We start from the raw sequence: 13,903 nt of genomic DNA, 5'->3' as shown, positions 1-13,903 counted from the left end.
TCTCCGTTGTGCCTGTCGCCCGAGACCGCTAATTCTCTCCGGTCTCTTAAAAAAATTAAAACTCTTTTCGCAACCAGGTATTAAGTCGTTTGACCCACGACCCCACTGATACGCGTTTTTCCACTTCTGCTTCGCCACTGAGATGGGATTCTTTCCCATAATGAAGCAGTCCCACAGCCGTTGAATAGTACGGCTCCTGAGCATAATCCGTTAAACCGGTGATATTCAGCGGCGCACCAATACGCACTTGCGTATGGAACACGCGCTGAGCGCAGGCCGCAAGACCTTCAATTTGCGCTGCCCCGCCGGTTAATACAATCCCCGCGGCAAGATGATGTTTAACACCCTGCTGGCGAAGCTGTTCCTGTAACTGCAAAATCTCTTCGTTGACCAGGTTGAGCAGCTCGGTATAGCGCGGCTCAATCACCTCTGCCAACGTCTGGCGCTGCAGGCTACGTGGCGGACGACCGCCTACGCTCGGCACTTCAACGCTCTCATCTTTGCCAACGATAGAACCCAGTGCACAACCGTGGCGCACTTTGATGGCCTCTGCATCGCTCGGTGGCGTACCAAAGGCGTAGGCAATATCGCTGGTCACAACGTTCCCTGCGTAAGGGATCACTTTGGTGTGGCGCAGAGCACCGCCGGTATACACGGCGATGTCCATTGTACCACCACCAATATCGACCACACAGACGCCCAGTTCACGTTCATCTTCGGTCAGCACGGAATAACTTGCGGCCAGACCGGCGAAAATAAGTTGGTCAACTTTCAGGCCACAACGTTCAACGGCTTTGACAATGTTCTTCGCCATATCGTTGTGGCAGGTGATCAGGTGCACTTTGGCCTGCATACGCACGCCGGACAGACCTACCGGGTTTTTGATCCCTTCCTGGTAGTCAATCGCATACTCCTGCGGGATCACATGCAGCACGCGATGCTCATCGCGGACACGCACGGATTTCGCCGTGTGCACAACGTTCTCCACGTCTTCCTGCGTCACTTCTTCTTCGGAAATCGGTACCATGCCAATTTCGTTCTGGCAGCTAATGTGCTTGCCAGAAAGGGCCAGATAGACAGAGGAAATCTGGCAATCTGCCATCAATTCAGCCTGATCGATGGCGCGCTGTACGCATTTCACCACCGACTCAAGATCGTTTACCCCACCTTTATCCATACCACGGGATGGGCAACTGCCCACGCCAATGATATTGACCATACCGTCGGGCAGAACTTCCCCTACTAAAGCGGCAACCTTCGCGGTGCCAATCTCCAGTCCAACTACCAGTTTTCTGTCCGTCGCCTTGATCATTGTTGTTTTGCCTGTACCTGTGCCTGATTCTGTTGCTGATTAGGTTCCTCGACCGGAGCCGGTTCCCAACCGACTGCTGCGCCTGAGTCATAGCGCAAATCAACGTAGCTTATCCGTTTGCCGTCCGTCTGTGCCTGCTGCTGTAAAACCGGGTAAAGTTCTACAAAACGCGCCAGACGTTTCATTGTGTCGCCGCGGCCCAGGTTGAGCTTAATGCCATTCGTTAACGTCAGTTGCCATGAACGGCGTGCCGTCATTGCTGCATCTTTTAACGTAAACCTGTCCTTCGCCAGCACCTGACCCATATCACGAAAACCTTGTAACACTTCGTTTTCGCTACCTTCCGGGCCGTACAACATCGGTAAATTTTGCTTGTTAACACGATCGGCCGGGACGCTGAAGGAATTTCCATCTACGTCAACCATGTGCTGATCATTCCAACGCGCAATGGGCACATATTCAACCAGATGAATCTTCAATTCATCAGGCCATTGCTTTCTTACGCTCGCCTGTTTTATCCACGGCAGACGTTCAATCTGGCTCTGGATGATATTGACGTCCTGAGTCATAAAAGTGCCAGGCGGCCCCAGTGCCAGAATAGACTGGCGAATATCATCGTTACGCGTGTAGTGACGCTCACCGGTTACTGCCAGCTTCGAGAGCGGTAACCGCTGCGCATCTTCCATCCAGCCCAGCACCATCCAGCCGCTGATAAACACGGTACACAGCACACCCAACAGGAAAATAATCCCTGCAAGACGCGTTCCATTACTCCGCCGTGAAGAAGAATATTCGTCTTCATCGTCGCGGTTACGCGTGTTCAATGCAGCCTGAGACATATCAGCCCGCCTGGTCCAGAATACGTACGACTAACTGCGAGAAACTCATTCCCGCCTGACGCGCAGCCATCGGCACAAGGCTGTGGCTGGTCATGCCTGGAGAAGTATTCGCTTCCAGCAAATAAAATTGCCCGTCACTGTCGAGCATCACATCAATGCGTCCCCAGCCACTGCACCCCAGAATATTCCAGGCTTTCAGTACCAGGGACTGTAAATCTGCTTCACGTTCAGCTTCAAGACCACCAGGACAAAAATATTGCGTCTCATCAGAGAGATACTTCGCCTCATAATCATAGAATACTCCGGCGGGTTGGATACGAATTGACGGTAAAATTTCTTCGCCAAGCATCGCAACGGTAAATTCCGGTCCGCTGAGCCATTTTTCAATCAGAACTTCTTCATCATGTTGAAATGCCAGTGCTAAAGCGGAGGATAAATCTTCAGCTTTATCGACTTTGGACATCCCTACGCTCGATCCTTCACGGCTGGGCTTTACAATAACCGGTAACCCCAGCCCTGCAATGCGTGTATTAACGCTGTCCGACAGGCCCAATTCAAACTCGCGGCGCGTTAATGCAACCCACGGCGCGACAGGCAGACCCGCCCCCTGCCACAGCAGCTTGCTGCGCAGTTTATCCATTGAGAGTGCGGATGCCATCACGCCACTGCCGGTATACGGCATGCCAATCAAATCCAGCAGCCCCTGCAGAGTACCGTCTTCGCCACCGCGGCCATGTAACGCAATAAAGACTTTATCGAAGCCCATTGCTTTTAGCTGCGTCACATCGACCTCTTTCGGATCGACCAGGTGCGCATTTACACCGCCTTCACGCAGGCCAGCCAGTACGGCAGCACCTGAATTCAGAGAGACCTCGCGCTCAGCAGAGGTGCCGCCAAACAGGACAGCAATCTTATCAGCCATGATGCTCATCCTCTTGAGTGTGCGGCTTCAGTTTGATTTCGGCTAAGGTACGGGCGATTTTACCGATATTTCCCGCCCCCTGAATCAGAATCAAATCGTTCCCCGTCAGAACAGGAGCCAGAATTTCAGCCGCCTGAGCAGGATCAGAAACCAAAATAGGGTCTACTTTACCGCGTCCACGAATGGTACGACACAAAGAACGGCTATCCGCCCCCGGAATCGGAGTTTCGCCCGCTGCATAAACATCCAGCATCAGTAGCGTATCAACCTGCGACAACACGCTGGCGAAATCGTCATACAGATCGCGGGTACGGGTGAAGCGGTGTGGCTGGAAGATCATTACCAGATTCTTCTCCGGCCAGCCCGCACGCGCCGCTTTGATAGTCGCATCCACTTCGGTTGGGTGGTGACCATAGTCGTCCACCAGCATTGCGGTACCCGGCTTACCATTCACCGCATCCAGCGGGAATTCACCGAGGAAGTCGAAACGACGACCCGTGCCCTGGAAGCTTTCCAGCGCGCGCAGTATCGCGTCGTCATCAATGCCTTCTTCCGTTGCGACGGCAACCGCCGCTGCGGCATTCAGGGCGTTGTGGCGTCCAGGGGCATTCAACGTCACATGCAGCAGATCTTTATCCTGACGCGCCAGAGTGAAATGCCCCTGCGCGCCAATCTGTTTGTAATCTTCCACACGAACGTCAGCGTCTTCACTGAAGCCGTAGGTGGTGATTTGACGCCCGACGCGCGGCAACAGCTCGCGGATCACCGGATCGTCCACACACATCACCGCGCGACCATAAAACGGCAGGTTGTGCAGGAAGTTAATAAAGGTCTGTTTTAAATTCTCGAAGTCGCCCTGGTAGGTATCCATGTGGTCAGCTTCGATGTTGGTGACAATCGCCACCATCGGCTGCAGATGCAGGAACGATGCATCGCTCTCATCCGCTTCCGCAATCAAATAACGGCTGTGTCCCAGACGCGCATGCACGCCTGCTGCTTTCACCAGACCGCCGTTGACGAACGTCGGGTCAAGGCCTGCTTCAGCATAAATACTGGAAACCATCGCCGTGGTCGTGGTTTTACCGTGCGTCCCGGCAATCGCAATACCGTGACGGAAACGCATCAGTTCAGCCAGCATCTCGGCGCGGCGGATCACCGGAATACGCGCTTCATGCGCGGCAACAATTTCCGGGTTATCGGCAGAGATGGCGCTGGATACCACCACCACGCTCGCATCGCGCACGTTTTCCGGGCGATGATTGAAATAGATAGTCGCCCCAAGCGACGCCAACTGCTGCGTAACAGGGTTTGGGGCCAGGTCAGAACCACTGATCTGGTAACCTTCGTTAGCTAACACTTCGGCAATACCGCCCATGCCAGCACCACCGATGCCAACGAAGTGAATGTGCCGGACGCGACGCATCTCGGGCACGATTGAACGCAGTTTCGCCAGTTGTTGTGTATTCATTCTCTAAACGCCATCGACTACTTAAAAAATTCGTGCAGCGCAACACGCGCTGCGAGGGTTAAGCCTGGGCTGCCAGACTCACTTCTTTTGCCACCCGTTCAGTCGCATCCGGGATAGCGGCCGCGCGTGCGCGTTGTGCCATCTCCAGCAATGCTTCTCTGTTCCAGCCCGCCAGGGTGGTGGCGACCGCATCGGCGGTAAATTGTGGCTGTTCAAAAATTTTCGCGGCTCCGGCTTTCTCAAGCGGCAGCGCATTCCAGTACTGCTGCCGGTCTTTGTGCTGGAATGGCACAAACAGGGCAGGCAAACCGGCGGCGGCGATTTCACTCACCGTCAATGCGCCGGAGCGGCAAACCACGACGTCGGCCCATGCATAAGCGGCAGCCATGTCGTCGATAAATTCGGTCACTCTATGTTGCGGCTGACCGACATCAGAGTAAGCCTGCTCAACGGTCTGCTGAGCACCTTTACCGCTCTGGTGCCAGATAGTCACTGCATCACCCAGTTTTGCGGCAACCTGCGGCATCGTCTGGTTTAAAATGCGCGCGCCCTGAGAGCCGCCGACAACCAGCACACGAACCGGCCCTTCACGGCCATTCAGTCGGGCATCTGGCAACGGGAGCGCCAGCACGTCTACACGTACCGGGTTACCCACCACATCCGCTTTCGGGAATGCACCGGGAAATGCCTGCATGACTTTAGTGGCAATCTTCGCCAGCCATTTGTTGGTCAGACCGGCAATGCCGTTCTGTTCATGCAGCACAACGGGAATACCCAGCGACCACGCCGCCAGCCCACCCGGGCCTGAGACATAGCCGCCCATTCCCAGCACCACGTCCGGCTTGAAGCGCTTCATGATGGTGCGCGCCTGACGCCAGGCGTTAAAAATGCGTACCGGAGCCAGAAGCTGGGCCTTAATACCTTTGCCACGGAGTCCGGAAATACGAATAAAGTCGATCTCAATACCGTGTTTCGGCACCAGGTCGGCTTCCATGCGGTCTGCGGTTCCCAGCCAGCGTACCTGCCAGCCCTGATCCATTAAATGGTGCGCAACCGCAAGCCCCGGGAACACATGCCCACCGGTACCGCCAGCCATCACCATTAACCGCTTCGGTTGATTCATCGTGAACCTCGTGTAAACGCCTGAGCTTTCTCCAGACGCGTTTCATAATCTATGCGTAACAACAACATGATGGCCGTCGACATGATCAACAGACTCGAACCACCATAACTGATTAACGGCAACGTCAGACCTTTGGTCGGCAGCATACCCGCCGCGGCCCCGACGTTTACCAATGCCTGGAAGCTAAACCAGATACCAATTGAGCAGGCTAAGAAACCTGAGAAGCGGTGATCGATCTCCAGCGCTTTCCGCCCGATTGACATGGCACGGAAAGCGACGAAGAATACCATTAATAGTGCTAATACCACACCGATATAACCCAGTTCTTCCCCAATAATGGAGAAGATGAAGTCAGTATGCGCTTCGGGTAAATACTCCAGTTTCTGCACTGAGTTGCCCAGACCTTGCCCCCAGACTTCACCGCGACCGAACGCCATCAGCGACTGTGTCAGCTGATAACCGCTGCCGAATGGGTCTTCCCACGGGTTCCAGAATGAGGTGACGCGACGAATACGGTACGGCTCAGCGAGGATCAGCAGCACAACCGCCGAGATCCCCATCCCGATGATGGCGATAAACTGCCACAGCTTCGCCCCCGCCAGGAACAGCATCGCCAGCGTGGTCACAAACAGTACCACCACGGTACCCAGGTCAGGCTGCGCAAGCAGTAAGACCGCCAGCACCAGGATAACCCCCATCGGTTTTAAGAAGCCACGAAGGTTGTTACGCACTTCGTCAACTTTACGCACCAGGTAGTTAGCCAGATAGCAGAACAGTGACAGTTTGGTGAACTCCGCCGGCTGAATACGCAGTGGACCAAAAGCAATCCAGCGCGATGCCCCGTTTACGGAACTCCCCACCACCAGTACGATCAGCAGCATGATGATCGAAGCGATCAGCATCGCTGTGCTGTGTCGCTGCCAGAACTCCATCGGCAGACGTAAGGTCACCAGCGCCAGACAGAATGCCAGGATGATGTAAAGACCATCACGCTTGGCAAACAGGAAGGGATCATTAGCCAGTCGCTGCCCGACCGGCATCGATGCCGACGTCACCATGATAAAGCCGATCGCCGCCAACCCCAGCGTGAGCCAGAACAGCGTGCGGTCGTACATGATCAGGCTATCGGAATCTTTATCCCGTGAAGCCATCACCCAGCCTTTCAGTGCCGTGAACAACCACACCAGAATTCCAAATCCTGGCAGGCGCGGCATTCTCAGGCGAGGGAGAGAGAAACGCATCAGCCTAACTCCTTCGCCAGACGGGTAAAGACATCACCACGCTGTTCGAAATTCTTGAATTGATCGAGACTGGCGCACGCCGGAGAGAGCAGTACCATATCGCCAGACTTCACGCGTGGGGCAATAAGCCGCATCGCTTGTTCCATTGTCTCAGTTTGCTCGGCAATCTCAGGACGCAGTTCCGCCAGTTCATGACCATCGCGACCAAAGCAGTAAAGGCGGATGTTGTCCCCGGCAAGGTAGCGCTTCAGCGAGGAGAAATCGGCCGATTTACCGTCGCCGCCAAGCAGCAAATGCAGCGTGCCGTCAACGTGCAGGCCATTCAGCGCAGCCTCTGTACTTCCCACGTTGGTGGCTTTTGAATCGTTAATCCAGCGTACGCCGTTATGCTCCAGCGCCAGCTGGAAACGGTGCGCCAGGCCGGTAAAGGTGGTCAGTGCTTTCAGGCTGGAAGAACGCGGCAGGCCAACGGCATCCGCCAGCGCCAGTGCCGCCAGAGCATTGGTGTAGTTATGCTGCCCAGAAAGCTTCATCTCTTTCACGTTCAGCACTTTCTCACCCTTCACGCGCAGCCAGGTTTCACCCTGCTGACGGTTCAGATGATAGTCACCCATAGTAATGCCGAAGCTGATGCAGCGCTCGTCCGCGCCGCGCACCGGCATGGTCAGCGCGTCATCGGCATTGACGACGCACACGTTGGCATTTTCATAAACACGCAGTTTGGCCGCGCGGTACTGCTGCAGACCAAATGGATACCTGTCCATATGATCTTCGGTAACGTTCAGGATCGTCGCAGCCGCCGCATGCAGGCTGGAAGTTGTTTCCAGCTGGAAGCTCGAAAGCTCCAGTACATACAGCTCGCAGCCCTGATCCAGCAGCATGAGTGCAGGCAAACCGATATTGCCGCCCACCCCCACGTTCATGCCCGCCGCTTTCGCCATCTCACCCACCAGCGTGGTAACGGTGCTTTTACCGTTAGAGCCGGTAATGGCAATAACCGGTGCCTGCGCTTCGCGGCAGAACAGTTCGATATCACCCACAATCTCAACGCCCGCATCAGCGGCAGCGCTCAGTGAAGGATGTGCCAGCGCCATACCCGGGCTGGCAACAATCAGATCGGCCGCCAGCAGCCAGTCATCATTCAGACCACCAAGGTGGCGTTCAACCTGTTCTGGCAGTTTGTCCAGACCCGGCGGAGAAACACGCGTATCCATCACACGCGGCGTAACGCCATGTGCGAGGAAAAAGTCCACGCAGGAAAGGCCTGTCAGACCCAACCCGATGATAACGACTTTTTTGCCCTGGTAATCTGCCATGATTAACGTACCTTCAGCGTTGCCAGGCCAATCAGCACCAGCATCAGCGAAATAATCCAGAAGCGCACAATGACGCGCGGCTCCGGCCAGCCTTTCAGTTCATAGTGATGGTGAATCGGTGCCATACGGAAGATGCGCTGACCACGCAGCTTGAAGGAGCCGACCTGCAAAATCACCGACAGGGTTTCAACCACAAATACCCCGCCCATGATCACCAGCAGGAACTCCTGACGCAGCAGCACAGCAATAATGCCCAGCGCACCACCCAGTGCCAGAGAGCCGACATCACCCATGAACACCTGGGCCGGATACGTGTTGAACCACAGGAAGCCCAGACCAGCCCCGACTATTGCCGTACAGACGATCACCAGTTCACCCGCGTGGCGCAGATACGGGATGTGCAGATAGCTGGCAAAATTCATGTTACCGGTCGCCCATGCCACCAGCGCGAACCCGGCAGCCACGAAGACGGTTGGCATAATCGCCAGGCCGTCCAGACCATCAGTCAGGTTTACGGCGTTGCCGGTACCCACAATCACGAAGTACGCCAGCAGTACGTAGAACAGCCCCAGTTGCGGCATCACGTCTTTAAAGAACGGCACAACCAACTCAGTCGCAGGGGTATCTTTTCCTGCCAGATACAGCGCAAAGGCCACGCCCAGCGCAATCACTGACATCCAGAAATACTTCCAGCGAGCGATCAAGCCTTTGGTATCTTTGCGTACCACTTTGCGGTAGTCATCGACAAAGCCGATGATCCCGTAGCCGACCAGAACGGTAAGCACGCACCAGACGTACGGGTTGGACGGATATGCCCACAGCAGAACGGAAACGACGATAGAAGTCAGGATCATGATCCCGCCCATTGTCGGTGTACCGCGCTTGCTAAAGTGTGACTCCGGGCCATCGCTACGCACAACCTGGCCGAAAGAGAGTTTTTGCAGACGGGCAATCATGCGCGGGCCCATCCACAAGGAGATGAACAGCGCAGTCAGCAGGCTGACAATGGCGCGAAACGTCAGATAAGAAAAGACGTTAAAGCCTGAATAATATTTGACCAAATGCTCGGCCAGCCAAACTAACATGTTCCGTTCTCCTGTAATGCGTGCACAACCTCTTCCATGGCGGCACTACGTGAACCCTTCACTAACACAGTCACAATTTGTTTTTCTGTCATCAAGGCGTTAAGACGCTCAATCAAAGCAGTCTTATCGGCAAAATGTTCGCCAACCCCACTGGCATGGCTAATCGCCTGGCTCAGTTTCCCTGTGCTCAGTACGCGGTCAAGCCCTGCGGCCTTCGCGGCTTCACCCACCTGGAGATGGCACGCTTCGCTTTCATCGCCCAGTTCCGCCATATCGCCAACCACCAGGATACGGTAGCCCGGCATCTCAGACAGCACCTGCACCGCAGCGGTCATTGAACCGACGTTAGCGTTGTAGGAGTCATCCAGCAGCAGTTTGTTTTCCGCCATCTGAATGGGGAACAGACGCCCCGGCACGGCTTTCAGATCTGCCAGCCCTGTTTTGATCGCGTCATGCGTCGCGCCCACCGCCATTGACAGCGCTGCCGCCGCGAGCGCATTAGCGATGTTATGGCGACCCGGCAGCGGGAGCAGTACATCTACACCACCCGTTGGGGTGTTGAGCGTGAATTCCGTGCCATGCGAGGTCACATGAATATTGGTCGCGGTAAAATCACTGTTGGCCGCATTCGGAGAAAAGCGCCAGGTTTTACGTGTCCCGATAATGCTCTGCCAGTTCAGCCAGTCGTTGTTATCGGCATTCATGATGGCGATCCCGTCAACCGACAGGCCGGTGTAGATCTCACCTTTGGCCTTCGCAACACCTTCCAGCGAACCAAAACCTTCCAGATGCGCAGCGGCCAGGTTATTCACCAGTGCAGCCTCCGGGCGAGTCAGGCTCACGGTCCAGGCGATTTCACCCTGGTGGTTCGCTCCCAGCTCGATCACGGCAAATTCATGTTCTTTGGTCAGGCGAAGTAATGTCATCGGCACGCCGATATCATTATTGAGGTTGCCAGCCGTATAAAGTGTGTTTCCACACTGGCTGAGAATAGCCGCAGTCATCTCTTTCACGGACGTTTTGCCGGATGAGCCCGTCAGCGCAACAACGCGCGCCGGAACCTGCTGACGTACCCAGGCTGCCAGCTCGCCAAACGCGAGGCGTGTATCACTCACCACAATTTGTGGCAGGTCGATATCAAGCTTGCGGCTGACCAACAGCGCACCCGCGCCGTTCTCTTTGGCCTGATGCACAAAATCGTGCGCGTCAAAACGCTCACCTTTCAGCGCCACAAACAGGCAGCCAGCTGTCACCTTGCGGGTATCTGTTGTCACCGCATCGATGGTCAGATCCTGCCCCAGCAGTTCACCCTGCAAGACCGCAGCGGCCTGGCTTAGCGTAATGCTAATCATGCCACCACTCCCAGCAGACGTGCCGCCGTTACGCGGTCTGAGTAGTCCAGACGACGGTTGCCAACAATCTGGTAATCTTCATGGCCTTTACCTGCCAGCAGAACCACATCGTTTTCCTGTGCCTGCATAATGGCGTTGGTCACGGCTTCTGCACGACCTTCCACCACGCGGGCACGGCCAGCGTCCAGCATCCCCGCCAGAATGTCGTTAATGATGGCACGTGGCTCTTCGGTACGCGGGTTGTCATCGGTCACGACCGGAATATCCGCGAACTGTTCAGCAATGGCACCCATCAACGGACGTTTACCCTTATCGCGGTCACCGCCGCAGCCAAAGACGCACCAGAGCTTACCGGTACAGTGCAGACGCGCTGCTTCCAGCGCTTTTTCCAGCGCATCTGGGGTGTGAGCATAGTCAACCACCACGGTCGGTTTACCTGGCGCACTGAACACTTCCATGCGGCCACAAACCGGCTGCAAACTCTCTGCAGTTTTCAGCAATTCGGCCATCGGATAACCCAGCGCCAGCAGCGTCGCCAGCGCCAGCAGCAGGTTGCTGACGTTAAATGCCCCCATCAGGCGGCTTTCAATTTCGCCTTCACCCCATGACGAAGCAAAGCGGATAGTCGCACCACTATCGTGATAATCGACATCGACAGCCTTCAGCCAGCGGCCGTGGCAGTTCGGGTTGATATGGTCTTCCATCGACACCGCGACGGCATCCGGCAGCCTGGCCAGCCAGCGGCGGCCGACTTCATCATCTGCATTGATGATCGCCTGGCCACAGTGATGAGTGGAATAGAGCAGCCATTTCGCCGCTTCGTAATGTTCCATATCACCGTGGTAATCAAGATGGTCACGGCTCAGGTTCGTGAACACAGAGGCCGCAAACTTCAGCGCCGCGACGCGGTGCTGTACCAGACCGTGGGAAGAGACTTCCATCGCAGCAAAGGTCGCACCCTGCCCTGCCAGACCAGCAAGCACATGCTGCACATCGACCGCAGAGCCGGTGGTGTTTTCTGTCGGGTTCACTTTGCCCAGCAGACCGTTGCCCACGGTACCCATTACCGCGCCAGTTTCGCCAAGCAGCTGTGCCCACTGCGCCATCAGCTGCGTAGTGGTGGTTTTCCCGTTAGTGCCAGTCACGCCAACCAGACGCAGCTGGTCTGAAGGCTCGTTGTAAAAACGGCCTGCCAGCGCGGAGAGACGCTCGTTCAGCTGACTGAGATAAACAACCGGTACGCCGTGCATTTCACGGATTTCACCGTCGGTTGCTTCATCTTTCGCCTCAGCAATAATGGCAGCAACACCTTGCGCAATCGCCTGCGGGATATATCGACGCCCGTCCGCCTGATGACCAACTACAGCCACAAAAAGATCGCCAGAAGCAGCCACACGGCTGTCCAGTACCATCTCCCGTAGCGCTCGCGCAGGTGCATTCGACACCCACGGAGCGAGAAGGTCGCGCAAATTACGATCTGCCACCTGTACCCTCGCCTTGATTAATTACATATTCACTTTTTTCGCCTGTCGCCAGCGCATCTGGTTCAATGTTCATGGTGCGCAACACGCCACCCATGATAGCCCCGAACACAGGTGCGGAGACGGCACCACCGTAGTATTTACCCGCCTGTGGATCGTTAATGACGACCACCAGCGCAAAACGCGGATTGCTTGCAGGCGCAACGCCTGCGGTATAGGCAATGTATTTGTTGATGTAGCGGCCATCTGGCCCCACTTTTTTCGCCGTACCGGTTTTAATGGCGATGCGATAACCTTTGATCGCCGCCTTCACGCCGCCGCCGCCAGGCAGCGCCACGCTTTCCATCATATGCACGACGGTACGAACGATAGGTTCCGGGAAGATTCGCTCGCCCGGAACCGGTGGATCAACTTTGGTAATCGACAGCGGGCGATAGACGCCATAGCTGCCAATCGTTGCGTAGACTCGCGCTAACTGTAACGGCGTTACCATTAGCCCGTAGCCGAAAGAGAAGGTGGCCCTCTCTATGTCAGACCACCGTTGTTTTTGAGGATATAAGCCACTGCGTTCTCCGACCAACCCCAAATTGGTCGCCTTTCCGAGTCCAAAACGTGAGTAAGTCTCTACTAACGCTGAGGACGGCATCGCTAACGCCAGCTTTGAAACACCGACGTTACTCGACTTCTGCAGGACCCCGGTCAGGGTCAATTCGCTGTAACGAGCCACGTCTTTGATCTCATGGCCGTTAATGCGGTAAGGAATCGTATTCAGAACGGTATTTTCATTGACGATGCCGCGCTGCAGCGCAGTCATCACTACCATCGGTTTAACGGTGGAACCCGGCTCGAACACGTCGGTGATCGCCCGGTTACGCATCGCATCTTTTGCGGTGCCGGTAAAGTTGTTCGGGTTGTAGGACGGGCTGTTAGCCATCGCTAACACTTCACCAGTGCTGACATCCACCAGCACGGCGCTACCTGATTCCGCTTTGTTAAAGGCCACGGCGTTGTTCAGCTCGCGGTAGACCAGCGCCTGCAAGCGCTCATCAATGCTCAGCGCCAGGTTATGCGCTGCCTGACTGTCCGTTGAAGAGATATCTTCAATGACACGTCCATAGCGGTCTTTACGTACGATTCGCTCGCCCGGCTGGCCGGTTAGCCACTTATCAAAGCTTTTTTCAACGCCCTCAATCCCCTGGCTGTCGACGTTAGTGAAGCCGATGAGGTGAGCGGTTACTTCGCCGGAAGGATAATAACGACGTGATTCCTCACGCAGATGGATCCCCGGGAGTTTGAGTTTTCGGATGTAGTCCGCCATGTCAGGGTTCACCTGACGTGCCAGATAGATAAAACGCCCTTTCGGGTTAGTGTTTACGCGAGATGCAAGCTGATCCAGCGGCATCTTCAGGGCATCCGACAGCGCTTTCCAGCGGTTGTCGAGCGTGATACCGCCAGCGTCGTGCAGCTCTTTAGGGTCGGCCCAGATAGCCTTCACCGGCACGCTCACCGCCAGCGGGCGGCCCGAACGGTCGGTAATCATTCCGCGGGATGTGGAGACTTCCTGTACGCGAAGGGAGCGCATGTCCCCCTGGCGAACCAGCATGTCAGGCGCGACAATCTGCAACCACGCCACGCGTCCCAGCAGGAAACCCAGCGCCAGTAAAATACAGCCGCAAAGCAACGCAAAACGCCAACTGATAAAGTTGGCCTGTTCTTCCTGACGTTTTGGTTTTAGCGTTTTTGCCGCTGCTCTCATGCGTCGCG

11 protein-coding genes are annotated in these 13,903 nt (G+C 55.7%); all 11 read right to left on the bottom strand.

The window, feature by feature from the left end:
- Nucleotides 1-55: 55 nt before the first annotated feature.
- The 11 genes from ftsA to ACHHZ6_RS05100 are packed head-to-tail and all read right to left on the bottom strand — an operon-like array spanning nucleotide 56 to nucleotide 13,895.
- Entirely contained in the window at nucleotides 56-1,312 is a 1,257-nt protein-coding gene (ftsA, locus tag ACHHZ6_RS05150) for a cell division protein FtsA (RefSeq protein ID WP_112011125.1), read from the bottom strand.
- Nucleotides 1,309-2,151, bottom strand: a complete 843-nt coding sequence (gene ftsQ / locus ACHHZ6_RS05145; protein WP_182273751.1) for a cell division protein FtsQ — start codon at nucleotides 2,149-2,151, stop codon at nucleotides 1,309-1,311. The genes ftsA and ftsQ overlap by 4 nt, the downstream gene beginning before the upstream one ends.
- Nucleotide 2,152: 1 nt before the next feature.
- The gene (locus ACHHZ6_RS05140) at nucleotides 2,153-3,073 is read right to left on the bottom strand and encodes a D-alanine--D-alanine ligase (protein WP_182273750.1); all 921 of its coding nucleotides are present in this window, start codon (nucleotides 3,071-3,073) and stop codon (nucleotides 2,153-2,155) included.
- The gene (gene murC / locus ACHHZ6_RS05135; protein WP_182273749.1) at nucleotides 3,066-4,541 is read right to left on the bottom strand and encodes a UDP-N-acetylmuramate--L-alanine ligase; all 1,476 of its coding nucleotides are present in this window, start codon (nucleotides 4,539-4,541) and stop codon (nucleotides 3,066-3,068) included. Before murC ends, ACHHZ6_RS05140 begins: the two co-directional genes overlap by 8 nt.
- A gap of 58 nt (nucleotides 4,542-4,599) precedes the next feature.
- Entirely contained in the window at nucleotides 4,600-5,664 is a 1,065-nt protein-coding gene (murG, locus tag ACHHZ6_RS05130) for an undecaprenyldiphospho-muramoylpentapeptide beta-N-acetylglucosaminyltransferase (protein ID WP_182919401.1), read from the bottom strand.
- On the bottom strand, nucleotides 5,661-6,905 hold the full coding sequence (ftsW, locus tag ACHHZ6_RS05125) for a cell division protein FtsW (protein WP_182273747.1): 1,245 nt from the start codon (nucleotides 6,903-6,905) through the stop codon (nucleotides 5,661-5,663). The genes murG and ftsW overlap by 4 nt, the downstream gene beginning before the upstream one ends.
- Nucleotides 6,905-8,221: a UDP-N-acetylmuramoyl-L-alanine--D-glutamate ligase gene (gene murD / locus ACHHZ6_RS05120; protein WP_395121872.1), complete on the bottom strand. Its 1,317-nt coding sequence runs from the start codon at nucleotides 8,219-8,221 to the stop codon at nucleotides 6,905-6,907. Before murD ends, ftsW begins: the two co-directional genes overlap by 1 nt.
- A 2-nt stretch (nucleotides 8,222-8,223) precedes the next feature.
- Nucleotides 8,224-9,306, bottom strand: a complete 1,083-nt coding sequence (gene mraY / locus ACHHZ6_RS05115; protein WP_182273745.1) for a phospho-N-acetylmuramoyl-pentapeptide-transferase — start codon at nucleotides 9,304-9,306, stop codon at nucleotides 8,224-8,226.
- Entirely contained in the window at nucleotides 9,300-10,658 is a 1,359-nt protein-coding gene (gene murF, locus ACHHZ6_RS05110; protein ID WP_395121871.1) for a UDP-N-acetylmuramoyl-tripeptide--D-alanyl-D-alanine ligase, read from the bottom strand. Before murF ends, mraY begins: the two co-directional genes overlap by 7 nt.
- Nucleotides 10,655-12,142 carry a UDP-N-acetylmuramoyl-L-alanyl-D-glutamate--2,6-diaminopimelate ligase gene (murE, locus tag ACHHZ6_RS05105; protein WP_196390815.1) on the bottom strand — a complete coding sequence of 496 codons (1,488 nt, stop codon included), beginning with the start codon at nucleotides 12,140-12,142 and terminating at the stop codon, nucleotides 10,655-10,657. The genes murF and murE overlap by 4 nt, the downstream gene beginning before the upstream one ends.
- Entirely contained in the window at nucleotides 12,129-13,895 is a 1,767-nt protein-coding gene (locus ACHHZ6_RS05100; RefSeq protein WP_182273742.1) for a peptidoglycan glycosyltransferase FtsI, read from the bottom strand. The genes murE and ACHHZ6_RS05100 overlap by 14 nt, the downstream gene beginning before the upstream one ends.
- Between the last annotated feature and the right edge of the window lie 8 nt (nucleotides 13,896-13,903).

It is taken from the genome of Enterobacter cloacae complex sp. 2024EL-00214 (genome assembly GCF_043945575.1).
Lineage (GTDB): Bacteria > Pseudomonadota > Gammaproteobacteria > Enterobacterales > Enterobacteriaceae > Enterobacter > Enterobacter cloacae_P.
This window is presented reverse-complemented; position numbering and strand designations above follow the sequence as displayed.